The sequence below is a fragment of the Xanthomonas sp. NCPPB 1062 genome, from assembly GCF_041481705.2.
Taxonomy (GTDB): Bacteria; Pseudomonadota; Gammaproteobacteria; order Xanthomonadales; family Xanthomonadaceae; genus Xanthomonas; species Xanthomonas euvesicatoria.
In genome coordinates, this window is the sequence record NZ_CM192987.1 from 402863 (window position 1) to 428756 (window position 25894).

General features: G+C 66.1%; 23 protein-coding genes and 1 pseudogene. 15 read left to right on the forward strand and 9 right to left on the reverse strand.

Annotation, left to right across the window (positions count from 1 at the left end; translation table 11 throughout):
• Positions 1-77: 77 nt before the first annotated feature.
• Entirely contained in the window at positions 78-266 is a 189-nt protein-coding gene (locus ACCQ16_RS01710; protein ID WP_031420773.1) for a hypothetical protein, read from the forward strand.
• 56 nt (positions 267-322) lie between these two features.
• Here ACCQ16_RS01710 and ACCQ16_RS01715 read toward each other — a convergent pair whose 3' ends face one another.
• Together ACCQ16_RS01715 and ACCQ16_RS01720 are read right to left on the reverse strand one after the other, a co-directional pair.
• Positions 323-868, reverse strand: coding sequence for a gamma carbonic anhydrase family protein (locus ACCQ16_RS01715; RefSeq protein ID WP_008577979.1), 546 nt, complete (start codon positions 866-868; stop codon positions 323-325).
• Positions 865-1089, reverse strand: a pseudogene (locus tag ACCQ16_RS01720) (hypothetical protein). Before ACCQ16_RS01720 ends, ACCQ16_RS01715 begins: the two are co-directional and overlap by 4 nt.
• 240 nt (positions 1090-1329) lie before the next feature.
• Between ACCQ16_RS01720 and ACCQ16_RS01725 the strand changes: the two are divergent.
• From ACCQ16_RS01725 to ACCQ16_RS01750, 6 genes are all read left to right on the forward strand, one after another.
• Entirely contained in the window at positions 1330-2640 is a 1311-nt protein-coding gene (locus tag ACCQ16_RS01725) for an MFS transporter (RefSeq protein ID WP_136733351.1), read from the forward strand.
• A gap of 149 nt (positions 2641-2789) precedes the next feature.
• Positions 2790-4037, forward strand: a complete 1248-nt coding sequence (locus ACCQ16_RS01730) for a cyclic di-GMP phosphodiesterase (protein WP_011346055.1) — start codon at positions 2790-2792, stop codon at positions 4035-4037.
• A gap of 444 nt (positions 4038-4481) precedes the next feature.
• Positions 4482-5012 (forward strand): MarR family winged helix-turn-helix transcriptional regulator, encoded by a 531-nt coding sequence (locus ACCQ16_RS01735; protein ID WP_011346056.1) that lies wholly within the window; start codon positions 4482-4484, stop codon positions 5010-5012.
• A gap of 167 nt (positions 5013-5179) precedes the next feature.
• The gene (locus tag ACCQ16_RS01740; protein ID WP_008577975.1) at positions 5180-6172 is read left to right on the forward strand and encodes a SphA family protein; all 993 of its coding nucleotides are present in this window, start codon (positions 5180-5182) and stop codon (positions 6170-6172) included.
• A gap of 33 nt (positions 6173-6205) precedes the next feature.
• Positions 6206-6973 (forward strand): coniferyl-alcohol dehydrogenase, encoded by a 768-nt coding sequence (locus ACCQ16_RS01745; protein WP_011346058.1) that lies wholly within the window; start codon positions 6206-6208, stop codon positions 6971-6973.
• 31 nt (positions 6974-7004) lie between these two features.
• Positions 7005-8486: a benzaldehyde dehydrogenase gene (locus tag ACCQ16_RS01750; protein ID WP_218211661.1), complete on the forward strand. Its 1482-nt coding sequence runs from the start codon at positions 7005-7007 to the stop codon at positions 8484-8486.
• A 270-nt stretch (positions 8487-8756) separates the two neighbouring features.
• Here ACCQ16_RS01750 and ACCQ16_RS01755 read toward each other — a convergent pair whose 3' ends face one another.
• Positions 8757-9644, reverse strand: a complete 888-nt coding sequence (locus ACCQ16_RS01755; protein WP_014089100.1) for a helix-turn-helix domain-containing protein — start codon at positions 9642-9644, stop codon at positions 8757-8759.
• A 96-nt stretch (positions 9645-9740) separates the two neighbouring features.
• On the opposite strand from ACCQ16_RS01755, the gene pobA reads away from it, so the two are divergent.
• Together pobA and ACCQ16_RS01765 are read left to right on the forward strand one after the other, a co-directional pair.
• Complete coding sequence (pobA, locus tag ACCQ16_RS01760) at positions 9741-10925, forward strand: 4-hydroxybenzoate 3-monooxygenase (protein WP_122273399.1); 1185 nt, start codon at positions 9741-9743, stop codon at positions 10923-10925.
• 440 nt (positions 10926-11365) lie between these two features.
• Entirely contained in the window at positions 11366-11878 is a 513-nt protein-coding gene (locus tag ACCQ16_RS01765; RefSeq protein WP_014089102.1) for a nuclear transport factor 2 family protein, read from the forward strand.
• Between the two features lie 115 nt (positions 11879-11993).
• Here the strand turns inward: ACCQ16_RS01765 and glpK are convergent, their stop codons facing one another.
• The 6 genes from glpK to ACCQ16_RS01795 form a co-directional block, all read right to left on the reverse strand.
• A complete protein-coding gene (gene glpK / locus ACCQ16_RS01770; protein WP_065627929.1) occupies positions 11994-13493 on the reverse strand; it encodes a glycerol kinase GlpK in 1500 nt (499 codons plus the stop codon).
• Between the two features lie 139 nt (positions 13494-13632).
• Positions 13633-14454 carry an MIP/aquaporin family protein gene (locus ACCQ16_RS01775; RefSeq protein ID WP_014089103.1) on the reverse strand — a complete coding sequence of 274 codons (822 nt, stop codon included), beginning with the start codon at positions 14452-14454 and terminating at the stop codon, positions 13633-13635.
• 174 nt (positions 14455-14628) lie between these two features.
• The gene (gene glpD, locus ACCQ16_RS01780) at positions 14629-16143 is read right to left on the reverse strand and encodes a glycerol-3-phosphate dehydrogenase (protein ID WP_014089104.1); all 1515 of its coding nucleotides are present in this window, start codon (positions 16141-16143) and stop codon (positions 14629-14631) included.
• A gap of 222 nt (positions 16144-16365) precedes the next feature.
• Positions 16366-17193 carry a DeoR/GlpR family DNA-binding transcription regulator gene (locus tag ACCQ16_RS01785; RefSeq protein WP_277573019.1) on the reverse strand — a complete coding sequence of 276 codons (828 nt, stop codon included), beginning with the start codon at positions 17191-17193 and terminating at the stop codon, positions 16366-16368.
• Between the two features lie 342 nt (positions 17194-17535).
• Positions 17536-18519: a PDR/VanB family oxidoreductase gene (locus ACCQ16_RS01790; RefSeq protein ID WP_011346067.1), complete on the reverse strand. Its 984-nt coding sequence runs from the start codon at positions 18517-18519 to the stop codon at positions 17536-17538.
• Positions 18520-18619: 100 nt separating this feature from the next.
• On the reverse strand, positions 18620-19696 hold the full coding sequence (locus tag ACCQ16_RS01795; RefSeq protein WP_008577962.1) for an aromatic ring-hydroxylating dioxygenase subunit alpha: 1077 nt from the start codon (positions 19694-19696) through the stop codon (positions 18620-18622).
• A gap of 251 nt (positions 19697-19947) precedes the next feature.
• Between ACCQ16_RS01795 and ACCQ16_RS01800 the strand changes: the two genes are divergently transcribed.
• The 6 genes from ACCQ16_RS01800 (at position 19948) to ACCQ16_RS01825 (ending at position 25892) form a co-directional block, all read left to right on the forward strand.
• Positions 19948-20811: a CoA transferase subunit A gene (locus tag ACCQ16_RS01800; RefSeq protein ID WP_372380182.1), complete on the forward strand. Its 864-nt coding sequence runs from the start codon at positions 19948-19950 to the stop codon at positions 20809-20811.
• Positions 20808-21596, forward strand: a complete 789-nt coding sequence (locus tag ACCQ16_RS01805; protein WP_338334685.1) for a CoA-transferase subunit beta — start codon at positions 20808-20810, stop codon at positions 21594-21596. The genes ACCQ16_RS01800 and ACCQ16_RS01805 overlap by 4 nt, the downstream gene beginning before the upstream one ends.
• Positions 21593-22801, forward strand: coding sequence for a 3-oxoadipyl-CoA thiolase (pcaF, locus tag ACCQ16_RS01810; protein WP_008577959.1), 1209 nt, complete (start codon positions 21593-21595; stop codon positions 22799-22801). Before ACCQ16_RS01805 ends, pcaF begins: the two co-directional genes overlap by 4 nt.
• 78 nt (positions 22802-22879) lie before the next feature.
• Positions 22880-23614, forward strand: a complete 735-nt coding sequence (gene pcaH / locus ACCQ16_RS01815; RefSeq protein ID WP_014089110.1) for a protocatechuate 3,4-dioxygenase subunit beta — start codon at positions 22880-22882, stop codon at positions 23612-23614.
• Between the two features lie 4 nt (positions 23615-23618).
• Positions 23619-24182, forward strand: a complete 564-nt coding sequence (pcaG, locus tag ACCQ16_RS01820) for a protocatechuate 3,4-dioxygenase subunit alpha (RefSeq protein ID WP_014089111.1) — start codon at positions 23619-23621, stop codon at positions 24180-24182.
• A 357-nt stretch (positions 24183-24539) separates the two neighbouring features.
• Positions 24540-25892, forward strand: coding sequence for a 3-carboxy-cis,cis-muconate cycloisomerase (locus ACCQ16_RS01825; RefSeq protein WP_372380183.1), 1353 nt, complete (start codon positions 24540-24542; stop codon positions 25890-25892).
• Positions 25893-25894 lie beyond the last annotated feature (2 nt).

A 25894-nucleotide genomic window follows, 5' to 3' on the forward strand; every position in this document is an offset into this window, starting at 1 on the left:
TGCACATGGACATCCCCTGCCGCGCTGGCTGCGCGGCCTGCTGTATCGCCCCATCCATCAGTTCGGCGATTCCCGGCATGCCGCACGGCAAGCCGGCGGGGGTGCCGTGCGTGCAACTGGACGGGCAGGGCCGCTGCCGCCTGTTCGGCCTGCCGACGCGGCCGGCGGTCTGCACCAGCCTGCGTCCGTCCCAGGACATGTGCGGTGCATCGCGCGCCCAGGCGCTGGCCATGTTGACGGCACTGGAGCACGCCACGCAGCCGTAGCCGCGCGCGCCTGGTACCGTCGCGCCCGCGCCAGACAGGTGCGCCGGTGCTGCGGCTCAGCCGGCGGGTGAGGCGCCCAGGTACTGATCCTTGAGCCGCACGTAATGTTGCGCGGAGTAATGCAGGCTTTCGATTTCCTTGTCGCTGAGCGTGCGCGCCAGGCGTGCAGGATTGCCCAGCCACAACTCGGCTTCGCCCACCACCTTGCCCGGGCCGACCACTGCGCCGGCACCCACAAAGCCATACCGTTTGACCGTTGCGCCATCCAGCACGCAGGCGCCCATGCCGATCAGGCACAGGTCTTCGATGGTGCAGGCATGCAGGATGGTGCCGTGGCCCACGGTGACGTCCTCGCCGATCACGGTGGGGTAGCCGGCCTTGTTGAACGGGCTGTGGTGACTGACGTGGATGATGGTGCCGTCCTGCACGTTGGTACGCGCGCCGATCTGCACATGATTGACGTCGCCGCGAATCACGGTGCCCGGCCAGACCGAGACGTCATCGCCCAGGCTCACCTCGCCGATGATGGTGCAGGCAGGATCGACGTAAACGCGGGCGCCCAGTTGCGGGGTGTGGTGCAAAAAGGAGCGAATCGGGGTCACGGCATCTCCGTCAGGTCAGCGTGCCGCCCACTGCGGACACGCTGCGGATGATACCTGCGCTGCGGTTGCCGCTGCGGCAGCGCACCGGGCTGCAGTCACCAACGCACGGATGCAATGTGTGCGAGGTGGCTGGCAGAGGTGGCCGGGTGGGCCGACGTGCAATGGAGTGTGTCGCGTCGCCAGAGATTCCAAAGCCGCGGGCAGCACGTCACGCGGTGCATCCGGAGACATCGCAGCGCTGGCCAAGTGTGTTGGCGCATTTCCGATAAGCGCACAGCGTTGCGGTCATCGGCCTTGAACCGGCAGCGCAATGGGCTAGCGTGTGCAGGCGGTCGCAAGCCACTGCGCATCGGCGATTGCACGCATCGCTGCACCGCGGTGTAGCCGGTCTCGCACACTGCGCCGTTCAACGGCCACTGCAGTGCCTTCGCCTCAGCCCTCGCTCACCACAGGACATGCCAATGCCTCAGCACACTGCATCGTTTGGGCATTTCGTGCTGGAGCGCATGACGCCGTTTCAGTGGAGGGCCGTGGCGGTGTGCGTGTTGCTGACGATGCTCGACGGCTTCGACGTGATGGCGATGGCGTTCACCGCACCGCACGTGTCGGCAGACTGGCAGCTGTCGGGCAAGCTGCTGGGCATGCTGTTCAGCGCGGGCCTGATCGGCATGGCGCTTGGCGCATTGGGGTTGGCGCCGCTGGCCGACCGCATCGGCCGTCGCGCGCTGACGCTGGCATGTCTGGCCATCCTGACCGTCGGCATGGGCATTTCGGCAGTGGCCAGCACTGCATGGCAGCTCGGGGCGCTACGGCTGCTGACCGGTCTGGGTATCGGCGGTATGTTGGCCTGCGTTGCGGTCACGGCAGGGGAGTTTTCCAGCCCCCGTTGGCGCAACACTGCCATCGTGCTGCAGGTGACCGGCTACCCGGTCGGTGCCACGCTGGGTGGCATGATTGCCGAACTGTTGATGCAGCAGTGGTCGTGGCCCGCGGTGTTCGTGCTCGGGGCGGTGGCATCGTTGCTGTGCGTGCCGTTGGTGCTTGCATTCCTGCCCGAGTCGCTGGAGTTCCTGATCATGCGCAGGCCACCCGATGCCGTCGCGCGCTTCAACGCCGTGCTGGCGCGGATGGGAATGCCGCCGCACGACGCATTGCCGCCGCTACCGCCGCAGTCCGCCACGCAGGCACAAGGCTATCGGGCCCTGTTCGACGCTGCCATGCGGCGGCACACGCTGCTGATCGCGCTTGGCTTTTTCTCGCTGATGTTTGCGTTCTACTTCGTGATCAGCTGGACGCCGAAGCTGCTGGTGACCGCCGGCGCGTCGGCCACGGACGGCGTCACGGGCGGGGTGCTGTTGAATCTTGGTGGCATCGGCGGCGGCTTGCTGTTCAGCGGGTTGGCATCGTGCGTGCGGCTGTCGCGCCTGACGATCGGGTCCCTGTTGCTGATGGGCCTGGCGATGCTGGCCTCCGGCCTGTGCAGTACGCAGTTGAGCTGGGCGTTCGCCGTCGCCTTGCTTACCGGGGCAGCGATGTTCGCTGCGGTGGGCGGCATGTACGCCATTGTTCCGATCGTCTTCAACGCTGCGGTGCGTTCGACTGCGCTGGGCTGGGCGATCGGGGTGGGGCGCTTGGGTGCGATCTTGTCGCCGTTCTGCGCCGGGGTGTTGCTGGACGCCGGATGGTCGCCGGCCATGTTGTATCTGGCCTGCAGCGTGCCGTTGCTGTTGGCCATGGTCGCCGTGCTGGCAATGCGGTTGCCCAACCGCTGAGCGGCCCGTCCACAGCCGCGTCCGGCATCACATCCGGGCCGTTCCTCGACCCGGCCGCGGGCCAAAGAAATCGTGCCATGTGCCGATAACACCGCAGACCGCCAAGTCGTGGCGAACTTTTCCTGGACATTGTGCAGACCAGCGCCGGCATGCTCAGAACCATCGACTCAGATCAACTCCGCCCCGGCATGTACGTCTACAAGCTGCTGGGCGCGTGGGTGCACCATCCGTTCTGGAAGACGTCGTTTCTGGTCGATTCCGACGATGTGGAGAAGATCCATGACAGCCGCATCGAGCAGTTGGTGATCGATACCGCGCGCGGGCTGGATGTGGAGGCGCCCGCGCCCCCTGGCGTGTCCGCCGAACCAGCCGCGCCGCCGAGCCCGGCACCTGCTGCGTCCGAACCGCCGGAGCCTGCCGCCGCGCCGCGTAGCGTGCGCACCAACAGCGTGACCGTCCAGGTCGGCATCGAAGCGGAGGTGGTACGCGCACGCCGCATCTTCGAAGACGGCCGCGACATGGTCGAGGCGATGTTCCGCGATGTGCGGCTGGGGCGCACCGTCGACACAGAAGCGGCCATGCCGCTGGTGGAAGCCATCAACGACTCGGTGCTGCGGCATCCGCAGGCCTTGATCAGCGTGGCACGGCTCAAGACCGCCGACGACTACACCTATCTGCATTCGATGGCCGTGGCCGGGCTGATGAGCGGGTTGGCGCGCCAGCTCGGCCTGCCCGAATCGCAGGTGGTGGAAGCGGCAATGGGCGGCCTGCTGCACGACATGGGCAAGGCGGTGACACCGTTGGAAATTCTCAACAAACCCGGCCGGCTCACCAACGACGAAATGGAGATCATGCGCCAGCATCCGCTGGATGGCCATCGGCTGCTGGTGGCCGGCGGCGTGCAGAACGCGGTGGTGCTGGAAATCGCGCTGCATCACCACGAAAAGATGGATGGCAGCGGCTATCCGAATCAATTGGTGGGCGAGAATATTTCGTTGATGTCGCGCATGGGTGCGGTCTGCGATGTCTACGACGCCATCAGCTCGGACCGCCCTTACAAACGCGGTTGGGATCCTGCCGAATCGCTCAAGCAAATGGCGTCCTGGAAGGGCCATTTCGACCCGGTGGTGTTCCAGGCTTTCGTGCGCCGGCTGGGGATATATCCGGTCGGCTCGCTGGTGCGGCTGGAGTCGCAAAAACTTGCGGTGGTGATCGAACAGACGCCCGATGCGCTGCTCAAGCCCAAGGTGCGCGTGTTCTATTCGGCCAAGTTGCGCAGCCACGTGTTGGTGCAGGACATCGACCTGTCGCGTCCGGACTGTCATGACCGCATCGCGCAGATGGAAAGCCCTGCCGAATGGGGCTTCCGCGATCTGGAAAAGCTCTGGCTGCCCTAGACGGGCTATACAGGCGTTGAATCGGCAGCCGCCGCGGCAATGCGCGCGGTGCGTCATGCGCGCCGATCACCGCGACACTCCTTGCACAGAAGCGCCACGCGCCCATGCGATGTGCTCGTGGTCCTGGCTGCGCCCGCGCCCGCCAGGCCCGCGAGTACACCCCGCTAGCGAACGCGACCATGCTGCGCTGCAGCTTGGCAATGTAGTTATGATCAATAACTATTCCGGAACGCAATCACTTGCCGGCCGGAACCATGTCTCAGCCTTGCCCGGATCACCGTCGCCCCCCGTCAGCCGCAGCGCCGGCCCGACGCTGCAGGCTGCGTGCGTGGCAGGGCGTCGGGGCTGACGCACCCGCGGCGCGTGCACCCGCGGCGTGCCTGTCCACATCGGCAGGCCCGGTGGCGTCTACAATGCGGTGCACGCCGTGGATCGGCGTTGCGGATGCGGCGCATTGCGCGTACCGGTCCGCCCGCTGCCCCCGTCGCGAGAACCGCCATGCCCGTCACCGCTCTTGCTGCACCCTTGCCCGACGCCGTCACCTCGGTGGATCAGGCGCGGCTGCTGCGGTTGCTGGGGTATCGCATCACCCGCACCGAGTTGATGGTGCGGCGGATGTTCCAGGAGTGCGTGGCCGCCTTCGACCTCAAGCCGGTCGACTTCTCGCTGCTGATGCTGGTGGATGGCAACCCCGGCATCAACCAGCGCCAGATCGGCGATGTGCTGCACGTGTCGCCGCCGAATCTGGCGATCGTGGTGGCCAGGCTGGTCAAGCGTCGCCTGCTGCGGCAGGTGCGTGGGCGGCAGGACCGGCGCATGCAGCACCTTTCGCTGACCGCGGCCGGTGCCGCGCTCCTGGCCGCCGCCGAGGCCGAAGTGCTGCGCATGGAACAGCAGCTCAGTGCCGTGCTCGGTTCCAGCGAAGCACCGTTGTTGCGCGCCCTGGACCGTCTGGACCGTCTGGACACGCCGTAACCCGCCTCGGTCGGCGGCCTGCCGCCCGGCAGCCATTCCCAACGAACGTTTCCACTGCACGTGCTGTGCGTCGCGCGGCGCGCGCGCTTGCCTGCCGTCGCTGATGTGGCACGCACCGCTGTTGCTTCCCAACGCTGGAGATATCTGCAGTGATTCGATCATCGGTGATGCGTGGTGCGGGTGTGGCAGCAGGCTGGCGGCTGCGCGCGTTGCTCGGCCTGGCGGCATGCCTGGCAGCGGGTGCGGCGCCTGCGCAAAGTGCGCCACAGAGCGCGGCGCTGACCAATGGCATCAATACCGGGGGCACCAGTTTCCTGGATGGCTTTACCAGCACCACGCCCGGCTTGGCGGTGGTCACCTATCTGCGGCACAACGCGCTGGATGCCATCAAGGACGCACGTGGCAACGATATCCCGGTGTTCGACAACCCGCGGATCGATTCCACCGTGTTGCTGACCCAGTTCGCTTACGTCACGCCCTATCACGTATTCGGCGGCGCGCTCGGCATCACTGCGCTGGTGCCGCTGGTCAATCTGGATGCCTCCTTCGGCCGCAACAGCATTGCCACGCTGCGTGACAATGGCGCCGGCGTGGGTGATGTGACGTTCGGGCCGTATCTGCAAATGCCACCTGTGATCCGCAACGGGCGACCGGTGTTCTCGCAGCGGTTCGAATTCGACGCCGTGGCACCGATTGGCAAGTACGACGGCAATCGCGATCTCAACCAGAGCTCCGGTTACTGGTCGCTCATTCCAAGCTACGCATTCACGGTACTGCCCACGCCCAATTGGGAACTTAGCGCACGCATCAACTACATCTACAACTTTCGCAGCGAGCGCCGTCCGAACTTGCCGCCAGGCTTCGACTTCCGCAATGGTCAGGCAGGCGATGCGGGATGGATCAACTTCGCCACCTCCTGGGAGGTGGCACCGAAGCTGCGGCTGGGCATCAATGCGTATTACCTGACCCAGTTCCGCGACAACCGCACCAACGACCAGCGCGTGCCGGACAGCCGTCAACGCGCGTTCTATGCAGGGCCGGGTGGCGTGTGGCGCTTTGATGCAAACAACATCCTGTTCGCCAACGTCTATCTACCGGTGGAGGTGCGCAATGCCGCGTCCGGCAACAATGTCAATTTCGAGTATGTCCATGTGTTCTAGCGCCGGCACGGCTGGCTCCTTTGGAGGATGGCGATGAATTTGCAGAACAAGACGATCGTGGTGACCGGCGTGGCGTCGGGCATTGGCGCGGAGGTCGCACGGCTGGCGCGGTTTCATGGTGCCAAGGTGATCGGGGTCGATCGCACGCCCGTGCAGATGACCCTGCACGGCTTTCACCAGGCCGATCTCGGCGACCCGGCATCCATCGATGCCCTGGTGAAGGCGTTGCCGGACCACATCGATGCCCTGGCGAACATTGCCGGCGTGCCGGGCACCGCGCCGCTGGATGTGGTGGCGCGGGTGAACTATCTGGGCTTGCGCCATCTGACCCAGGGGTTGCTGCCACGCATCGTGCTGGGCGGTTCCATCATCAATGTCGCCTCGATCCTGGGCGCCGAATGGCCGCAGCGTCTGGATCTGCACAAGCAGCTGGCGGCAACCGACAGCTTCGAAAGCGGCCGCGCGTGGCTGGCGGCGCATCCGGTGGCGCACGACACCTGCTACCAATACTTCAAAGAGGCCTTGATCGTGTGGACCTTGCTGCAATCGCGGCCCTGGTTCGCCGACCACGGCGTGCGCGTGAACAACGTCTCTCCGGGCCCGGTGTTCACCCCGATCCTGGGCGATTTTGCTGCCATGCTCGGCGAGGAACGTGTCAAGGCAGACGCCAAGCGCATGACCCGCCCGGCCTATGCCGATGAAGTGGCCGAGGGCATCGTGTTTCTGGCATCCGACGCAGCCCGCTGGATCAACGGCATCACCCTGCCGATCGATGGCGGGCTGGCTTCCACCACGCTGTAATCCCCACACGTTTTTAGCAGGAGGCTAGACCATGAATGCCCTTACCAGCGCAACCGCCGCTGCGACCGACTCGCCCGCGTGGCATGGCTGCATCTTCAATGGCGACTGGGTGCCCGGTCGCGGTGGCAGCGTGCCCATCCATGAGCCGGCAACCGGCGCCTTGCTGCATGAAGTGGGCAAGGCCGACCTGGCCGATGTCGCCGCTGCCATCGCACAGGCCAAGCAGGCGCAGCGTGCCTGGGCCGCGACACCGCCGCGCGAACGCGCAGCCGTCTTTCATCGTGCTGCGCAGGCGATGCAGGCACGCAGTGCCGAAGCCACGTTGCTGATTGCGCGCGAAACCGGCGGCATCCTGCCCAAGGCCCAGCGCGAGGTGGACGAATCGGTGGTGTTCTACCAGCAGGCTGCCGCAATGCCGTTGCAGGCCAGCGGCCAGATGTTGCCGACCGCATCCGGCCAACTCAGCCTTGCGCGCCGCCTGCCATTGGGCGTGATCGGGGTGATTTCGCCGTTCAATTTCCCATTGATTCTGTCGCTGCGCTCGGTGGCGCCGGCGCTGGCGATGGGCAATGCGGTCATTCTCAAACCCGACCCGCGCACGCCCTACACCGGTGGCGTGATCATCGCGCAGGTGCTCGAAGAAGCCGGCCTGCCCAAGGGCCTGCTGCACGTGTTGCATGGCGATGCGCAGATTGGCCAGGCGCTGGTGGAATCGCCGGATGTCCCGATGATTGCGTTCACCGGCTCCACGGCCGCCGGCCGCCGCATCGGCGAAATTGCCGGCCGCCATCTGAAGAAAGTCTCGCTGGAACTGGGTGGCAACAACGCGGTGATCGTGCTCGACGACGCGGATCTGGACAAGGCTGCCTCGGCGGTCGCGTTCGGCGCCTACATGCACCAGGGCCAGATCTGCATGGCAACCGGGCGTGTGCTGGTGCACCGCAGCGTGGCGCAGGCACTGACCCAACGGCTGGCCGAAAAAGCGCGCCATTTGCCGGTAGGCGACCCGGTCAGCGGCATCGTGGCATTGGGCCCGATCATCGATCAACGCCAGCTGCAGCGCGTCGTCGACATCGTCAACGATAGCGTTGCAGCCGGCGCGGTCGTGGAGGCCGGCGCCACCCATGAAGGCCTGTTCTATGCGCCGACCGTATTGTCCAACGTGCGTCCTGGCATGCGCGCGTTCGACGAAGAAGTGTTCGGCCCGGTGATCAACATCACCGTGTTCGACACCGACGACGACGCTGCCGAGTTGGCCAACCAGGGCGAGTACGGGCTGGCGGCCGGCATCCTGTCGGCATCGGTCTCGCGCGCGCTGGCCCTGGGCGAGAAGTTGCACACCGGCCTGCTGCATATCAACGACCAGACGGTGGCCGACGAAGTCGTCAATCCATTCGGCGGCACCGGTGCGTCGGGCAACGGCACCAGCGTCGGCGGCCCCGCCGATTGGGAGCAGTACACGCACTGGCAATGGCTGACGATCAAGAGCGAAGTGCCGCAGTATCCGTTCTGATCGCAATGGCTTGGGAATGGGGCGGCTGGCTCGGCCTCTCCATCGCTGTATGGATGGCGGTCACGTGCCCGGCCCTTGCCTTGGATTCTTGGTGCGGCGTTGCATCAGTTCTGGATGCAGGCAAAGGCTTCACTGGTCGAGCGCGCGGTGCCCTCGCCACGTGCAGCGTGTCCTGCGATGGTGGGCGGGCAAGGACCCTGCAGCTGGTCTGCAGAACGTTCTCCCTGCTACGCGCGCAGCGAGTGAGCGAAGTCGTTCTGCTGGTCGCTCCTACTGACCGGCCCGAAAGCGCGTCGGCGAGCAACCGGCGTGCCGTGCGAAGTAGCGACTGAAATAGGCGGCGTCGAAAAATCCAAGGCTGGCGGCAATCTGTTGCACGCTCAGGCTGGTGTAACGCAGGGTGCGGCGTGCTTCCAGCATGATCCTGCGCTGCAACAACTGCAGTGCGGAGGCGCCAGCCAGGCGCTGGCATAACGCGTTGAGGTGACCGGGCGTCAACCCGAGTTGATCGGCGTAGCGGGAAATCGGCCAGTGGGCGCGGTAGTGCTGGTCGATCAAGCCTTGATAGGCGCGCAGGTGGCGCAGCGCCGGGTCTGCCTGCGGGCTGATCGCTGCGGCATGCCGGGCCCGCTCCAGTGCCGTACGCGCCATCCAGATGACCAGCTGCGCCGCTGCGGCCTGCGCTGCGAGGTCATCGCCGATCGACCGGCGTGCGTGGTCCTGCGCAATGCTGCCAAACAACACATCCAGCCATTTGCGCGCATGCTGGGCGTGCACAACGGCTGGCGCGGCCATGACCTGTTGCAGTAACGGCGCAGCGTTCAGCGCCGTCCTGACCAGCGGCATGCACATGGTGATGACGTGGCCACGCACTGCCGGGTCGAAGGCAAAGCCATGCACGCAGAGCGGCGGAAGCCACACCACGCTGGCACCGCGCAGGCGTTGGGTGCGCCCATCCAGCTGCAGGGTGGCCGGTCCGCGCTGCACATAGACCAGTTGCGCCAAATCCTCGTGTCGGTGCGGCACGATCTGCCAGTCGTGCAGCCGGCTGCGTGCGGCAATCGATTCCCAATGCAGCAATTCGGCGGCATCGGCGTGTTGCTCGCCGTACAAGCCGAAGGCAGGGACTGCGGCAGTGTCGGGCACGGATGTGGCCATCGTCGAAAAGTCCAAGGACTGCACGCAATCATCCCTTCAACGCAGCGCTTTGGCTACCGACACTGCACGCATCGCCATCCAAGCCAGGAGCAGTGCATGCGAACGCAGGTTGCGATCATCGGCGCCGGACCATCGGGCCTGTTGCTGGGCGAACTGTTGCGGCTCGCCGGCATCGATTGCGTCATCGTCGAGCGGCAGACGCCCCAGCATGTGCTGGCGCGCATCCGCGCCGGGGTATTGGAGCAGGGCAGTGTGGAACTGCTGCAGCGCGCCGGCGTCGGCGAGCGGTTGCAGCGCGAAGGCTTGCTGCATCACGGCTTCGAATTGTCCCTGGACGGTCAGCGCGAGCGTATCGACCTGCTGCGCGGCTGCGGCCGCGGCGTCACCGTTTATGGGCAGACCGAGGTCACCGCCGATCTGATGCATGCGCGCCAGCGCAGCGGGGCACCTACCCATTACAACGCGCAGGACGTGGCCCTGTGCGATGTGGAAGGCACCACGCCTGCAGTGGAGTTCACGCAAGACGGCCAGCGCAGGCGTCTTGACTGCGACTACATCGTCGGCTGCGATGGGTATCACGGCGTCAGCCGTGCCAGCATCCCCGCCGAGCGGCTGCGCCTGTTCGAGCGCGTGTACCCGTTCGGTTGGCTCGGGGTGCTGGCCGATACGCCACCCGTGCACGAAGAACTGGTCTACGCACGTCACCGGCGCGGGTTTGCACTATGTTCGATGCGCTCGCCCACCCGTACGCGCTATTACATCCAGGTGCCGGCCAGCGCGCAGGTGGAGGCCTGGAGCGATCAGGCGTTCTGGGACGAGTTGCGTGCACGGCTCCCGCCTGCGTTGGCGGCGCAACTGGTCACCGGCGCATCGATCGAGAAGAGCATCGCACCGCTGCGCAGTTTCGTCGCCGAGCCGATGCAGTATGGCCGCTTGTTCCTGGCTGGCGATGCTGCGCATATCGTGCCGCCCACCGGCGCCAAGGGCCTGAATCTGGCGCTTGGCGATGTCGGCCTGTTGGCGCAGCTGTTCGAGCGTTGGAAGACAAGCGGCGATGCCGGTGTGCTGGAACAGTATTCGACCTTGGCCTTGCAGCGGGTGTGGAAGGCCGAACGGTTCTCGTGGTGGATGACCACCCTGTTGCACCGCTTCGATGACGAAGACGCATTCACTGCGCGGCTGCACGGAGCGGAGCTGGACTATCTGCTCGGTAGCGAGGCGGGCCGCGCGACGCTGGCGGAAAATTATGCAGGTCTCCCATTGGCCGCGCTATCGGACTGATGGCGCATTGGTGATCGCGAACTAGCAGCCGCCGCGGAGCGGATTTCTAGGTGGATATCCTGGTTCGATGTCGCCTTGGCTGCGCAAGTGCGATGCGTGCGCACACAGCGCTTCCCCAAACCGGCATGAATGATGCGCGTCAGCGCACATGCATTGCTTCCACTGCGGTCATCGCCCGCTCGACCGCGACACCCTGGGTCCATTCTGTACACGGTGCAGCAGCACGCTGGCGCTCACCACATGGGTGATGTTTTTCTCACCAACGGTTGCACAAGTGCCCAGGTGCATGCTCAGGCGGCTAGCGGGCCGGTGAACGGCACCGGTAGGGTGGCGATGACGCGTTAATGCAGCTGTGCGCACGCGCGTCTTCCCCCCGCTCAACGGACACGTTGCTGGCATCCCCGATGAGCGCACTGCCACTCTCCACCCAGGAGTACTCCATGAAGAAATTGCTCTCCCGTGCCTTGTTGCTGGTCATGCTCATCGCACCAATGGCTGCGTTCGCGCAGACCGCGGTAACGGCCAATCCCGATCATCAGAAGATGCTGCTCGGCAGCACCTGGTATGAAACTGCAAACAAGCGGCTGGTCTACGATTTCTGGCGCACCGTGTTCGAGGCTGGCCAGGTGCAGTACGCGCCGATGTACATGGACAAGAACTACATCCAGCACAATCCGAACGTGGCCAATGGGCGCGATGCGTTTATCGCCTTCCTGACCGCGTTCGTGAAGCCGACGCCGGTGCAGCCGCGGGTGCGATTGCCCTTGGTCGCCATTACCGCCGATGGCGATCTGGTCACCCTGGTGTCGGTGCGCACCTTACCCAACCCCAATAAGCCCGGCACCACGTACACCACCACCTGGTTCGACATGTTCCGGATCGAGAAGGGCCTGATCAAGGAACATTGGGACCCGGACACCATCGCCGGACGTGCCAGCACCGGCGGCCAGTAACCACCGCTGCGCACCAGGCTGCGTTGCGTGGCCCTGCGTGTGTCCTCGACGCTCGAAGATGAGCTCATCACAGCGCCCACCTCACACTGGGCGCTGTCGTGTTGCGGCACCAGTGTCAGCTGATGCGGAATCCCATCGTCGCTTCCACTGCTTGCTGCCAGCCGGCGTAGAGCCCTTGGCGCTTGTCGTCGGCCATGGCCGGTTCGAAGCGGCGATCCACGGCCCACTGTTTGGCGATTTCTTCGCGGCTGCCCCAGAACCCAGTCGCAAGCCCTGCCAGATACGCCGCACCCAGCGCAGTGGTTTCCGCGACTTCCGGGCGGAGTACCGGCACATTGAGAATGTCACTCTGGAACTGCGCCATGAAGTCGTTGGCGATGGCACCGCCGTCGGCACGCAGTTCTTTCAGCTCGATGCCGGAATCGCTTTGCATCGCGGTGAGCACGTCGCGGGTCTGGTAGGCCATCGATTCGACTGCTGCACGCACGAAGTGTTCCTTGGTGGTACCACGCGTCAGCCCGAACACCGCGCCGCGGATGTCGCTGCGCCAGTACGGCGCGCCCAGGCCGACGAAGGCCGGCACGATGTACACGCCATCGTTGTCGCCGGCACGCTCGGCATAGGCTTGCGAGTCGCTGGCCTTGCCCAGCATGCGCAAGCCATCGCGCAGCCACTGCACCACCGAGCCGGCAACGAAGATCGCGCCTTCCAGCGCGTATTCGACCTTGCCGTCAATGCCCCAGGCAATCGTGGTCAGCAAACCGGCCTTGGACGCCACCGCCTTGTCGCCGGTATTCATCAGCATGAAACAGCCGGTGCCATAGGTGTTTTTCGCCATGCCCGGTTCGAAGCAGGCCTGGCCGAACAACGCGGCCTGCTGGTCGCCGGCGATGCCGGCGATGGGCACCTGTTCGCCATAGAAGTACTGGGTCTGGGTCATGCCATAGACCTCGCTGGACGAACGCACGTCCGGCAGCATCTGCGCGGGCACGTCCAACATGGCCAGCAGTTCAGCATCCCACTCAAGCGTGTGGATGTTGAACATCATGGTGCGCGAGGCATTGGTGTAGTCGGTGACGTGCACCTTGCCGCCGGTGAGATTCCAGATCAGCCAACTGTCGATGGTGCCGAACGCCAGTTCGCCTTTCTGCGCGCGTTCGCGCGCGCCTTCGACGTGGTCGAGAATCCACTTGACCTTGGTCCCGGAAAAATACGCATCGATCAGCAGGCCGGTCTTCTCGCGCACCATCTGCTCATGCCCGGCCTCCTTGAGCTGGGTGCAGATGTCCTTGGTCTGCCGCGATTGCCACACGATGGCGTTGTAGATCGGCTGGCCGGTGGCCTTGTCCCACACCACCGCGGTCTCGCGCTGGTTGGTGATGCCGATCCCGGCGATCGCGCGCGCATCGATCTGCGCGTTGTTGAGCAGCTCGGTGATGGTGGTATAGACGCTGGTCATGATCTCGCGCGGGTTGTGTTCCACCCAACCCGGCTGCGGAAAGATCTGGCCGAATTCGCGCTGCGCCACGCCGGCCACCTTGCCCTGGCGGTCGAACAACATCGCGCGTGAGCTGGTGGTGCCTTGATCGATCGCAAGGACGTACTGCTTTTCCATCGAAGATTCCTCGAACAATGCCGGCATTGGCGCACGGCGAGAAAGGTCGGTGCAGGCGATGACGCCGCGTGGCCATCAGGGTTTGGCCACAGGTAACCTCACGCGTCGTCAGCGTGATTGTTGGCTTGGCGCAGCACCATCACAGTGGATCGAGCGGTTTGCCGCCGCCCTGCAGATGGCGCACCCGCGCCGGCAGGAATGGCAGGATCAGCCACTGATAGGCCAGCGCGCCGATCGGCCCGCCGATCAACGGGCCAACGATCGGGATCCACCAATAGTTGTCCTTGGCCGGCAACGCGGCCTCGCCCCAGCCGGCGAAATACGCGAACAGGCGCGGGCCGAAGTCGCGCGCCGGGTTCATCGCCCAGGCCTCCAGATAGCCCATCGACGCGCCCAGCGTGGCGACCAGCAAGCCGATCATCAACGCGCCGGAGTTGGCAGTGGGTGCGGCCTCGTTGAACTGCTCGGTGATGGCGAAGATGCCGAAGATCAGGAACGCCGTGATGATGATCTGGTCGACCAGTGCATGCATCGGCGTGACCGCCAGCCCCGGTGCGGTGAAGAACACCCCGGCTGCGCCGCCGGCTTCGCGGGTGAGCTGCTGCACCTGGTTGAAGTGATCGATCACCGGCCCGTACAACTGATAGACGATGGCCGCGCCCAGGAATGCGCCGACCACCTGCGCAAACCAGTAGGGCAATACCTTCTTCCAGGAAAACCCGCGGAATAGCGCCAGCGCCAGCGTGACCGCCGGATTGGCGTGCGTCCCGGACACCGAGCCGGTCACGTAGATCGCCAGTGTCACCGCCAGGCCCCAGGCGATACACACGCCCCAATAGGCGTTTTGATAAGGGCTGGGGTCGTACAGGATGTACATCGCCGCCACCGAATCGCCGAGCGCGATGATGATGAACATCGCGACCGCCTCGGAGATCAACTCACCTACGAGCTGCCGGCTCATGCGTGCATGCCCGCAAGGTCGAAGATGCTGAAAACAGCGTGCAGCGCGCTTGCTCGCGCGCAGCGGTGGTCGGTGATGCTCATCTGGGGTGCCCTCCACGTGACTTGGGTGACGCTGGCTGAAGCGCCGGAATACGTTGCCGGGCGACCCGTCCTCGCCGGCAACGCGGTGTGATCAAGCAGAAACGGCATCGCGTTGCCGGATCGGCTGCGTCTGCAGATAGTCTTCCAGGCGCTGCCGCCCAGCCGCATCAATCCGCAGGCCGAGCTTGCTGCGCCGCCACAGGATATCGTCGGCAGCCACCGCCCATTCGTGTTGACGCAGGTAATCCACCTCGGCCTGGTAGAGGTCCGCACCGAAGTGCGTGCCCAGATCGGCCAGGCTCTGCGCATCGCCAAGCAGTTGTTCGGCGCAGGTGCCGTAGTTGCGCACCAGCCGCTGCGCGGTCGCCGCCGGCAGCCAGGGGCGCGCGCGGCCGACGCGTTCCAGCAGGCTGGCGATATCGCGCTGCTCGCCGCCTGGTAATGCCTCCCCACGTGCGGTCCACGCCGGCTTGCGTGCGCCCAGCGCGTGGGTGAGCCGGTCCACTGCCTCTTCGGCGAGCTTGCGATAGGTGGTCAGCTTGCCGCCGAACACGTTGAGCAATGGCGCACCCTCGGTGACCACTTCCAGCTGGTAGTCGCGGGTCACTTCGGCTGCGTTGTCTTCGGCGTCGTCCAGCAACGGGCGCACGCCGCTGTAATTCCACACCACATCGGCGGGGGAGATCTGCTGCTGGAAATACAGGTTCACCGCATCGCACAGGTACTGCACCTCGGCAGCATCGATCTTCGGCGCGGCGGGGTCGGCTTCGTAGTCCACGTCGGTGGTGCCGATCAAGGTGAAGTCGTGCTCGTAGGGGATGGCGAACACGATGCGCCGGTCCGGTTGCTGGAAGATGTAAGCATGGTCGTGATCGAACAGCTTGGGCACCACGATATGGCTGCCCTTGACCAGCCGCAATGCGTGTTCGTGCGGCACCGAGGCCACGGTGTCCAGGAACGCCACTGCCCAGGGGCCGGCCGCATTGGCGAGCGCGCGCGCCTGCACCGTGCGGCGTCGGCCCTCGCGGTCTTCGAGCTCGGCATACCAGAAGCCGGCATCGCGCCAGGCACCGACACAGCGCGTGCGCGTGTGGATCTTGGCGCCGCGCCTGGCGGCGTCCATCGCGTTGAGCACCACCAGCCGCGCGTCCTGCACCCAGGCGTCCGAATACACGAAGCCGGTGCGCAGCGATTCCTGCAGCGGTGCACCGACCGGGTGCGTCCGCAGCGACAGCCGCCGCGAGCGTGGCAGGCTGCGCTTGCTGCCGCCCAGATGGTCGTACAGGAACAGCCCGGCGCGGATCATCCATGCCGGGCGCAGGTGCGGTTGGTGGGGCAGCAGGAAGCGCAACGGCCAGATGATGTGCGGGGCCAGCCGCAGCAACACTTCGCGCTCGGCCAGTGCCTTGCCGACCAGCGCGAATTCGTACTGCTCCAGATAGCGCAGGCCGCCGTGAATGAGTTTGGTACTGGCGCTGCTGGTATGCGCGGCCAGGTCGTCCTGCTCGCACAGGCACACCGACAAGCCACGCCCGGCCGCATCACGGGCAATGCCGACCCCGTTGATGCCGCCGCCGATTACCAGAAGATCGTACATCTCGCCCATCGGTGCCTCCGTCCGGGCGCGCTGATGAGCGAACCCAAGTTGTCATGTTCGAACATATTCGAACATCGAACCTTGCGGGGGTGTGAAGATGGACAGCTTTAGTATCAGCGGTGACGTAAGCGCGAATCGGCGATGAAAGAACGGATTAAGAGATGGCGTCCCTATCAGGCCGATGGTCTTCGGCGGCTATCGCGTAAAAACGCTCAAAAACGAACATCGAACTCAGGCGGTTGCGTCCGCGTCCGCCAAGTGCACCCGGGTACCGGCCTCGGCCAGGACGCTTGCCAACTCCTGCGGCGGCGGCCGGTCGGTGAACCAGTCGTGCACCTGGGCGAGAGCGCCCAGCCGCACCATGGCGTTGCGACCGAACTTGCTGTGATCGGCGGCCAGCAGCACGTGCCGCGAGTGCTCGATGATGGCCTGCGCCACGCGCACTTCCTGGTAATCGAAATCCAGCAGGGTGCCGTCCAGATCGATACCGGAAATGCCGATCACCCCGAAGTCCACCTTGAACTGGCGGATCAGCTCCACCGTCGCCTCGCCGGTCACGCCTTGGTCGCGCCCGCGCACCACACCGCCGGCCACGATCACCTCGAAACTGGGGTTGGCGCTGAGCATCACCGCCACGTTGAGGTTGTTGGTGATCACGCGCAGCCCGCGGTGCTGCAGCAACGCGCGTGCGACTTCTTCGTTGGTGGTCCCCAGGTTGATGAACAGCGAGGCATCGTCGGGAATGAAACGCGCCACACGTGCGGCGATGTGCTGCTTTTCGTGGGCCTGCAGCGCCTTGCGTGCGGTGTAGGCCAGATTCTCCACGCTGGAGGGCATGCTGACGCCGCCGTGATAGCGGCGCAGCACGCCGGCATCGCAGAGCAAGGTCAGATCGCGCCGGATGGTCTGCGGCGTCACCTCGAAGCGTGTGGCCAAACCTTCGACCTCGGCAAAGCCCTGCTGCCGCACCAGCGCCACCAATTGCTCCTGGCGCGGGTTCAACGCCGGCGCCGGGACCGTCCTGTAGTGAGTCGACTCCATGCGCAGATGATCGCGCATACGCGTGAGGATGCAAACACGGCGGGGTGCACGCTGAGCGCGACAGGGGCTTGCCGGCGAACATCGGCCTGAAGCGGTGCACGCGTGGCGACATGCCGGACGCGCTGCGCTGAGGCTGCACGGTTCTGGAGGCATACGATTACCCGGCAGGCTCGGCCAGGGCTCGGTAAAGATCGCCGCCTTCGGTGTGTGCGTGCTGAAGCGCCAACGAGCAGGTGGCCAGCAACGCGCGGACACGCAGTGGGTCGTGCCGATGAAACGCGGGCGCCGCAAACGCGTTGCTCGCTGAAGCCCAGTATCGACCGCAACCGCCGGACGGTGCGCAGCCGGCCGGATGCCGGCTCAGCCCAGCTTGCTGCGATAGCCGGTGTCGATGCTGATGCTGCCGCCTACCGCACGCGACACGCAGGCACAGAGCTTGCGATTCTCCCGGCGCTGCTCGTCGCTGAAGAACACGTCGCGGTGATCGATATCGGCGGAGCTGTCCAGCACGTCCACCGCGCACAGCCCGCATTCGCCACGGCGGCACTCGGCGATCAGCTCCACCCCGGCGTCGGCCAGTGCGTCCAGCATCGATTCGTTTTCAGCGACCGGCACTTCCAGGCCCAGCCCCGGCAATTTCACCACGAACGCCTGCGCCGGCACCCGCCCGCTATTGCCGAAGGTTTCGAAGTGCAGGCGCGCACGCGGCCGGCCGGCGGCGTGCCAGTGCTGGCGTACCGCCTCGAGCATGCCCAGCGGCCCGCACACATACACCTCGGCATTGGGCGACAGGCGCGCCAGTTCGGCAGCCAGATCCGGCGGGCCGGCGCTGTCGTCGCATTGCAGTTGCAAACGTTCGCCTAGCAGTGCTTCCAGCGTGTCGACATACGCCATTGCGCTGCGCGAGCGGCCGGCGTACAGCAGACGGAACGCGCGGTGGCCACGCGCCAGCCGCTGCGCCATGCCGACGATCGGGGTGATGCCGATGCCGCCGGCAATCAGCAGGATTTCCTCGCCGCTTTCATCCAGCGCGAAGTTGTTGCTGGGCGGCGACATCTCCACCACATCGCCCGGCGCAAGCGTCCACATATGCAGCGAGCCGCCGCGGCTGTCGGGCATTTGCCGCACTGCGATCTGGTAGTACCCGTCGGCACGCGGTTCGCCCACCAGCGAATACGAGCGCACATCGTCGCGACCATGCAGCTGCACACGAAAATCCACATGGCTGCCCACCTCGAAGCTGCGTGCAGCGGCGCCGGGATCGAGCACGATTTCGCGCACGCCCGGGCAGGCGTCGGCAATGCTGACGACGCGGGCACGATGCCACTGGGTGTCTTTACGCATGGAGGGCTCCGGGCAATGAGGTCTGCCGGCCGGCGCCGGCTGTGACGGCGCCGCAATGCGGCGCTGTGAGCGATGAGATGGCTGGCCGCATGCGAAGTGCTTAGCCCACCATGCGCAGCGACAGATCCTGCGCGCGTTGTTCCTGTGCGATCAGGCGGTCGATCACGCGTCGCGCCCACATCCCGCCGGCATCGACGTTGAGGTTGTAGAAAGTGTGATCCGGATGCGCATCGATGGCGCGTTGCTGCGCTTCCAGCACTGCTTCGTCTTCGCCGAACACGCCTGTCACGCCGTCGCGGGTGAGCGTGGTCAGCGACTGGTCGTGCAGCGCGTAGTTGCGCATGAATGCCCAGAAGTAATGGCAGGTGGTGTCGGTTTCGGGCGTGATGGTGTTGAGCACGTAGCCGTTGACGCCCTGGCTGCGATCGCCCTCTGGCGCACCGGTGCCGGCAATGGCCACGCCCACATCGATGGCGATGGTGGAGGGTGCCTCGAAACGTATGATCTGCCAACGATCGACCTTGCCGCGATAGTCCAGATGGCGGGCGATCTGGCTGGCCCAGAACGGCGGCGGGTCGATGTTGCGCATCCAGCGCGACACGATGACGCCGCGATCGCCATGCACCACATCGAAGGGCGCTTCGGCCACTTCGTCCTGGCCGATGCTGGAGCCGTGCACGAAGGTCTCGTGGGTCAGGTCCATCAGGTTGTCCAGCACCAGCCGATAGTCGCACTTGGCATGGATGGTGCGGCCATCGCCGGCCCAGGCCGGGTCGTGCGACCAGTGCAGATCGGGAATCAGGCGCGTATCGGCCTTGGCCGGGTCGCCCGGCCAGATCCATACGTAGCGGTGTTTTTCGGCCACCGGAAAGCTGCGCACGCAGGCCGAGGGATTGATGGTGTCCTGCGAGGGCATGTGCACGCAGCGCCCCTGCGTGTTGTAGACCAGCCCGTGATAGCCGCAGACCACGTCGTCGCCGCGCAGCTTGCCCATCGACAAGGGCACCAGCCGATGCCAGCACGCGTCTTCGAGCGCGACGACCGTACCGGCGGTGGTGCGGTAGACCACCACGTCCAGGTTGCAGAGCTTGCGCGGGCTGAGCACGTGCTTGATCTCATGGTCCCAGGCAACGGCGTACCACGCATTGAGGGGAAACAGCGGCTTGGACTGGGACATGACCGTGACTCCTGGGTGTGTAGGCAACCTGGATGCGACGCGGCGTGCGCCGGCCTGCAGCTAGTTGGCGCGCAACGCAACGCTGGCGTCTGCTTGCAAGCGAAGTTATGTATACACCGGAGACAATGTGGGCGCGCCACGGGGTTGCCGAAATTGTGCGAATATCGATTTAAATCACCGATTATCGGATTGACTGCCCTGCCGGCCGCGCCTACCGTGACCCCACGCTCGCTGTGCTGGAAGGGAACGCAATGGCCGAAATCGTCGCTCTCGCGGAAGCGATATCGCAGTTGATCGCCGATGGCGATTGCGTGGCGATGGAAGGCTTCACCCATCTGATTCCGCATGCGGCCGGGCACGAGGTGATCCGCCAGCACAAGCGCGCGCTGCGGCTGGTGCGCATGACCCCCGACCTGATCTACGACCAGCTGATCGGCGCCGGTTGCGCGGCAGCGCTGCGGTTTTCCTGGGGCGGCAATCCCGGCGTCGGCTCGTTGCACCGGCTGCGCGATGCAGTGGAACACGCCTGGCCGCAGCCGCTGCAGATTCGCGAACACAGCCACGCCGATATGGCCAATGCCTATGTGGCCGGTGCGTCGGGGCTGCCGTTTGCAGTGCTGCGCGGGTATGTCGGTTCGGATCTGCCGCGCGTCAACGACAGCATCAAGTTCCTGCAGTGCCCGTATACCGGCCAAACGCTGGCCACCTCGCCGGCCGTCAACCCCGATGTCACGGTGATCCACGCCCAGCGGGCCGACCGCCGCGGCAACGTGTTGCTCTGGGGCATTCTGGGCGTGCAGAAGGAAGCGGCGCTGGCAGCGCGCAAGGTGATCGTGACGGTGGAAGAGATCGTCGACAGCCTGGACGCGCCGCCCAATGCCTGCATCCTGCCGCGTTGGGTTGTCGATGCGGTCTGCGTTGTCCCTGGTGGCGCGGCGCCCTCGTATGCGCATGGCTACTACGCGCGCGACAATCGGTTCTATCTGGCCTGGGATACGATCGCGCGCGACCGTGCGAAGTTCCAGGCCTGGATCCAGACGCATATTCTCGACACCGACGATTTCGCCGGTTTTCAGCGCGTGTATGCACAGTCCCAGCAGCAGGTGGCCGCATGAGCGCCTACAGCACCAACGAGATGATGACGGTGGCTGCCGCGCGCCGCCTGCCCGATGGCGCAGTGTGTTTTGTCGGTATCGGCTTGCCGTCCACTGCCGCCAACCTGGCTCGGCTGACGCATGCACCGGACGTCACCTTGATTTACGAATCCGGCCCGATCGGTGCGCGCCCGCAGGTGTTGCCACTCTCGATCGGCGACGGCGAGCTGGCCGAAACCGCCGACACCGTGGTCTCCACGCCGGAGATCTTCCGCTACTGGCTGCAGGGCGGGCGCGTGGATGTGGGCTTTCTGGGGGCGGCGCAGATCGATCGGTACGCCAACCTCAACACCACCGTGATTGGCTCCTACGCTGCGCCGAAAACGCGCCTGCCCGGCGCCGGTGGCGCGCCGGAAATTGCCGCCAGCGCCAAGCGGGTGTTCATCATCATGCGCCAATCCGAACGCAGCTTCGTGTCGCGGTTGGACTTCATCACCACGGTCGGGCATCTGGACGGTGGCGATGCGCGCGCGCGCGCCGGCCTCCCCGGCGCCGGCCCGACCGTGGTCGTCACCGACCTGTGCGTGATGGAACCCGACCCCGTGACCCGCGAACTCACCGTGACCTCGCTGCATCCCGGCGCCACGCGCGAGCAGGTCAGCGCGGCGACCGGGTGGCCGATCCGGTTCGCCGCCGACCTTGCACAAACCGCGCCGCCCAGTACCGCCGAGCTGGATGCCTTGCGCGCGCTGCAGGCACGCACCGATGCAGCGCATGGTGTGCAGGCAATGGGAGCCCAGGCATGAGTGAGGTGTACCTGATCGATGGCATCCGCACGCCGATCGGCCGTTACGGTGGCGCCTTGTCCAGCGTGCGCGCCGACGATCTGGGCGCAGTGCCCATCGCCGCATTGCTGGCGCGGCAGTCGCAGCTGGAGCCGGCCGCAATCGACGATGTGTACCTGGGCTGCGCCAACCAGGCCGGCGAAGACAATCGCAATGTCGCGCGTATGAGTCTGTTGCTGGCCGGCCTGCCGTCTTCGGTGCCGGGCAGCACGCTCAATCGCCTGTGCGGCTCGGGCCTGGACGCGATCGGCACGGTAGCGCGCGGCATCCGTGCCGGCGAACTGGATCTTGCCATTGCCGGCGGCGTCGAATCGATGTCGCGCGCGCCGTGGGTGATGGGCAAGGCCGACAGCGCCTTCGCCCGCACCCAGCAGCTGGAAGACACCACCATGGGCTGGCGCTTCATCAATCCGCGCCTGCAGGCGGTCTATGGCACCGAACTGATGGGGGAAACGGCGGAAAACGTGGCGCAGCGGTACGCCATCGCGCGCGAAGACCAGGATGCGTTCGCACTGCGCAGCCAGCAACGCGTGGCGGCGGCGCAGGCAGCCGGTTTCTTCGATGCGGAAATCACCCCGGTGGCCGTGGCAGCGCGCAAGGGCGGCGATGCCTCCACGGTCGAACACGATGAAGCGCCGCGACCCAACACCACCGCCGACATGCTGGCCAAGCTCAAACCGGTGTTCCGCCAGCCCGGCACCGTGACGGCCGGCAATGCCTCCGGTCTCAACGATGGCGCCGCTGCCTTGCTGCTGGCCTCGGCGCAGGCCGTGCAGGCTCACCGGCTGACGCCGCGTGCGCGCGTGCTGGGGTTCGCCTCGGCGGGCGTGGAGCCGGCATACATGGGCATCGGCCCGGTGCCGGCCACGCAGCGCCTGCTGGCGCGCTTGCACCTGCGCATCGCGCAGTTCGATGCGATCGAACTCAATGAAGCCTTCGCTGCGCAGGCGCTGGCCTGCACGCGCGCATTGGGCCTGGCCGACGATGCCGCACACGTCAATGCCAACGGTGGCGCCATTGCGCTCGGGCATCCGCTCGGCATGAGCGGCGCGCGGCTGGCGCTGACCTTGCTGCGGCAGCTGGAGGCGGGCAACGGGCGACTCGGGCTGGCCAGCATGTGCATCGGAGTGGGGCAGGGCGTGGCGTTGGCGATCGAGCGCCTGTGAACCGGCTGTTGCAACCTCCCTCCTCCTTCCCTTGCACCCATGTTGTTCTGGTCGTCTTGTTGCCGACGGAGATTCAAGATGCGCGATCCCACCGCTGACCAACCTGCCATCGCCGACCCGCTGCTCGGCTACCGCCGCAGCCGGCCCGGGACACAGCCGGCCTACCTGCATCCGGCATACGCTTCCACCACATTGCGAGGGCCTACGCGTGATCCGATCGACCTGCCGGTCACGCTGTCGGAAGTCACCGGCCCGCGCCTGGATCGGCTCACGCTGGGCGCGCACGCGGCCGATCTCACTGCGGGGTTCAGTGGCGCGCCGCTGGGCGAGCGCATCATCGTCTCCGGCCGCGTGCTCGACGAAAACGGCAGGCCGGTCCGCCACAGCGTGGTGGAAGTGTGGCAATGCAACGCGGCTGGTCGCTACCAGCACGCTGGCGATCAGCACGATGCACCGCTGGACCCCAACTTCCGCGGCACCGGCCAGGTGCTGACCGATGAGCACGGCCGCTACAGTTTCAAGACCATCAAGCCGGGCGCGTATCCGTGGCGCAATCACTACAACGCCTGGCGGCCGGCGCACATCCATTTTTCGTTGCACGGCGATGGCATCGGGCAGCGGCTGGTCACCCAGATGTATTTCCCCGGCGACCCGCTGCTGGCGCACGACCCCATCTTCAACTGTGTCGACGATGCGCTGGCGCGCGAACGCATGGTGTCCAGTTTCGACTGGGAAAACGCCGTCAGCGAGTACGCGTTGGCCTACCGCTTCGACATCGTCTTGCGCGGTCGCAAGCAAACGGTCTGGGAGTGACACGATGAGCCTGCATGCAACGCCGTCGCAGACCGTCGGCCCGTATTACCGGCTGGGATTGGAGCCGCTGTATCGCCAACAGATCGCACCTGCGCAGGCCGCGGGCACGCATGTGCAGATCAGCGGTTGCATCTTCGATGGCGCCGGCGCGCCAGTGGCCGATGCGGTGCTGGAAGTGTGGCAAGCCGATGCTGCGGGCATCTATGCGCATGTGGCCGACGGTCGCTGCGAGGCCCACGACCCCAGCTTCGACGGCTGGGGCCGCGTGCCCACCGATGCCAACGGGCGTTTTACCTTCAGCACCATCAAGCCGGGCAGGGTGGCGGGCCCGGACGGCAAGCAGCAGGCGGCGCATCTGACGGTGCTGGTCTTCATGCGCGGCCTCTTGCGCGGGGTGTCGACGCGGCTGTATTTCGCCGACGACCCACAGCTGGGCAGCGACCCGATCCTGGCGCTGGTGCCGGCCGAGCGGCGCGCCACCTTGCTGGCCCAGCCGCATCCAGGCGGTGCGTACACGTGGGACATCCACATGCAGGGCGACGCGGAAACGGTGTTCTTCCGCTATTGATCCGCATGCCGATGTTGAAACGCCGTATGCGTAAAGGGACAGCGCTGCATCCTGCCGGCACGCGGCCACGTCCACAGGGCCACAGGCGCAGCTGCACGAGCGCCTGCTGCCGAAACATCGCCAGGGTATCTCCGGCAACAAGCAGTGCGCCGTGACGCCTCACGCACATGCATCCGGGGCAGCGCGCATCGTGGCAGGCAGGCGCACACGTGCACTCGCGTGCACGCAGCGCAAGCACGCATGGCCTCATCCACATCATCCCGGCAGTGCCAGGCGCGCCCGATGCATTGCCCTTTGGTCTAGTTGGCACCTTGGTACATCGGTGCGATGCTGCCGGCTCGCCTAGAGATGCAATGCATGAGTGCGACATCTTCGTTGTTGGGATCCTTGTTCGGCGAGCCTGCGTGCGAGGCCTTGTTCGACGATGCCGCGCGCGTGCAGGCGATGCTGCAGTTCGAATCGGCGCTGGCGCGCGCCCAGGCGCAGTGCGGGGTGATTCCCGCCGAGGCCGCGCAGGCCATTGCCGCTGCCTGCGATGTGCAGCACTACGATCTGGCCGCGTTGGCGCAGGCCACGGCGCTGGCCGGCAATCCCGCCATTCCGCTGGTCAAGGCGCTGACCGCGCAGGTGGCCGCGCACGACAACGCCGCCGCGCGCTGGGTGCACTGGGGTGCCACCAGCCAGGACGTCATCGATACGGGCATGGTGCTGCAGCTGCGCGCCGCTCTCGATCTGCTGCTGCCGCGTCTGCACGCCCTGTGCGCCGATCTGGCGGTGCTGGCCGAACGCGAGCGCAACACCGGCCTGCTCGGTCGCACCCTGCTGCAGCAGGCCGTGCCGGTCACCTTCGGGCTAAAGGTCGCCGGTTGGCTGGACGCCCTGCAGCGTGCGCAGCGGCGCCTGCACGCCTTGCGGCACGATGCCTTGGTGCTGCAGTTCGGCGGCGCGGCCGGCACCCTGGCTTCGTTGCAGGGCCGTGGCCTGGAAGTGGCGCAGGCGCTGGCGAGCGCCCTGGCGTTGCCGCTGCCCGCGCTGCCCTGGCATACCGCGCGCGACCGCATCGTCGAGGTCGGCTGCGCCTTCGGTCTGCTGGCCGGCACGCTGGGCAAGATCGGCGGCGATGTGGTGTTGCTGATGCAAACGGAGGTGGGCGAAGCGTTCGAGCCGGCCGCCGCCGGCAAAGGTGGCTCCTCGGCGATGCCGCACAAGCGCAATCCGGTCTCCAGCGTGGCAGCCGTGGCTGCGGCCACACGCGTACCGGGCCTGGTCGCCACCTTGTTCAGCGCCATGGCGCAGCCGCACGAGCGCGCAGCCGGGCAATGGCATGCCGAGTGGGACACCTTGCCGCAGATCGTCTGCCTCACCGCCGGTAGCCTGGCGCAGATGCAGCTGTGCCTGTCGGGTCTGGAACTGGATCGCCCACGCATGCAGGCGCATCTGGACAGCCACGGCGGGCTGCTCTACGCCGAGGCGGCCGTGTTCGCGCTTGCGCCACACCTGGGCAAGCCGCAGGCGCACGCCCTGGTGGAACAGGCAGCGCTGCGCGCGCAGGCGCAGCAACGGCATTTGCGCGAGGTGCTTGGCGAGCACGCGCAGGTGAGCGCGGTGCTCACGCACGCGCAACTGCAGGCAGTGTTCGATAGCGCAAGTTGGCGCGGCATGTCCTCGGTGTGGATCGACCGCGTGCTGGCTGGATCTTCTTCCTGTTGACG

Coding starts and splice junctions, on each gene's coding strand:
- ACCQ16_RS01725 (WP_136733351.1), top strand. CDS start 1,330: ATGCCTCAGCACACTGCATCGTTTGGGCATTTCGTGCTGGAGCGCATG.
- ACCQ16_RS01710 (WP_031420773.1), top strand. CDS start 78: ATGCCGCACGGCAAGCCGGCGGGGGTGCCGTGCGTGCAACTGGACGGG.
- pcaF (WP_008577959.1), top strand. CDS start 21,593: ATGAGTGAGGTGTACCTGATCGATGGCATCCGCACGCCGATCGGCCGT.
- ACCQ16_RS01740 (WP_008577975.1), top strand. CDS start 5,180: ATGCGTGGTGCGGGTGTGGCAGCAGGCTGGCGGCTGCGCGCGTTGCTC.
- ACCQ16_RS01795 (WP_008577962.1), bottom strand. CDS start 19,696: ATGTCCCAGTCCAAGCCGCTGTTTCCCCTCAATGCGTGGTACGCCGTT.
- ACCQ16_RS01735 (WP_011346056.1), top strand. CDS start 4,482: ATGCGGCGCATTGCGCGTACCGGTCCGCCCGCTGCCCCCGTCGCGAGA.
- ACCQ16_RS01765 (WP_014089102.1), top strand. CDS start 11,366: ATGAAGAAATTGCTCTCCCGTGCCTTGTTGCTGGTCATGCTCATCGCA.
- ACCQ16_RS01805 (WP_338334685.1), top strand. CDS start 20,808: ATGAGCGCCTACAGCACCAACGAGATGATGACGGTGGCTGCCGCGCGC.
- ACCQ16_RS01825 (WP_372380183.1), top strand. CDS start 24,540: ATGAGTGCGACATCTTCGTTGTTGGGATCCTTGTTCGGCGAGCCTGCG.
- pobA (WP_122273399.1), top strand. CDS start 9,741: ATGCGAACGCAGGTTGCGATCATCGGCGCCGGACCATCGGGCCTGTTG.
- ACCQ16_RS01800 (WP_372380182.1), top strand. CDS start 19,948: ATGGCCGAAATCGTCGCTCTCGCGGAAGCGATATCGCAGTTGATCGCC.
- ACCQ16_RS01745 (WP_011346058.1), top strand. CDS start 6,206: ATGAATTTGCAGAACAAGACGATCGTGGTGACCGGCGTGGCGTCGGGC.
- pcaG (WP_014089111.1), top strand. CDS start 23,619: ATGAGCCTGCATGCAACGCCGTCGCAGACCGTCGGCCCGTATTACCGG.
- ACCQ16_RS01775 (WP_014089103.1), bottom strand. CDS start 14,454: ATGAGCCGGCAGCTCGTAGGTGAGTTGATCTCCGAGGCGGTCGCGATG.
- ACCQ16_RS01755 (WP_014089100.1), bottom strand. CDS start 9,644: ATGGCCACATCCGTGCCCGACACTGCCGCAGTCCCTGCCTTCGGCTTG.
- ACCQ16_RS01785 (WP_277573019.1), bottom strand. CDS start 17,193: ATGCGCGATCATCTGCGCATGGAGTCGACTCACTACAGGACGGTCCCG.
- pcaH (WP_014089110.1), top strand. CDS start 22,880: ATGCGCGATCCCACCGCTGACCAACCTGCCATCGCCGACCCGCTGCTC.
- ACCQ16_RS01750 (WP_218211661.1), top strand. CDS start 7,005: ATGAATGCCCTTACCAGCGCAACCGCCGCTGCGACCGACTCGCCCGCG.
- glpD (WP_014089104.1), bottom strand. CDS start 16,143: ATGGGCGAGATGTACGATCTTCTGGTAATCGGCGGCGGCATCAACGGG.
- ACCQ16_RS01790 (WP_011346067.1), bottom strand. CDS start 18,519: ATGCGTAAAGACACCCAGTGGCATCGTGCCCGCGTCGTCAGCATTGCC.
- glpK (WP_065627929.1), bottom strand. CDS start 13,493: ATGGAAAAGCAGTACGTCCTTGCGATCGATCAAGGCACCACCAGCTCA.
- ACCQ16_RS01730 (WP_011346055.1), top strand. CDS start 2,790: ATGCTCAGAACCATCGACTCAGATCAACTCCGCCCCGGCATGTACGTC.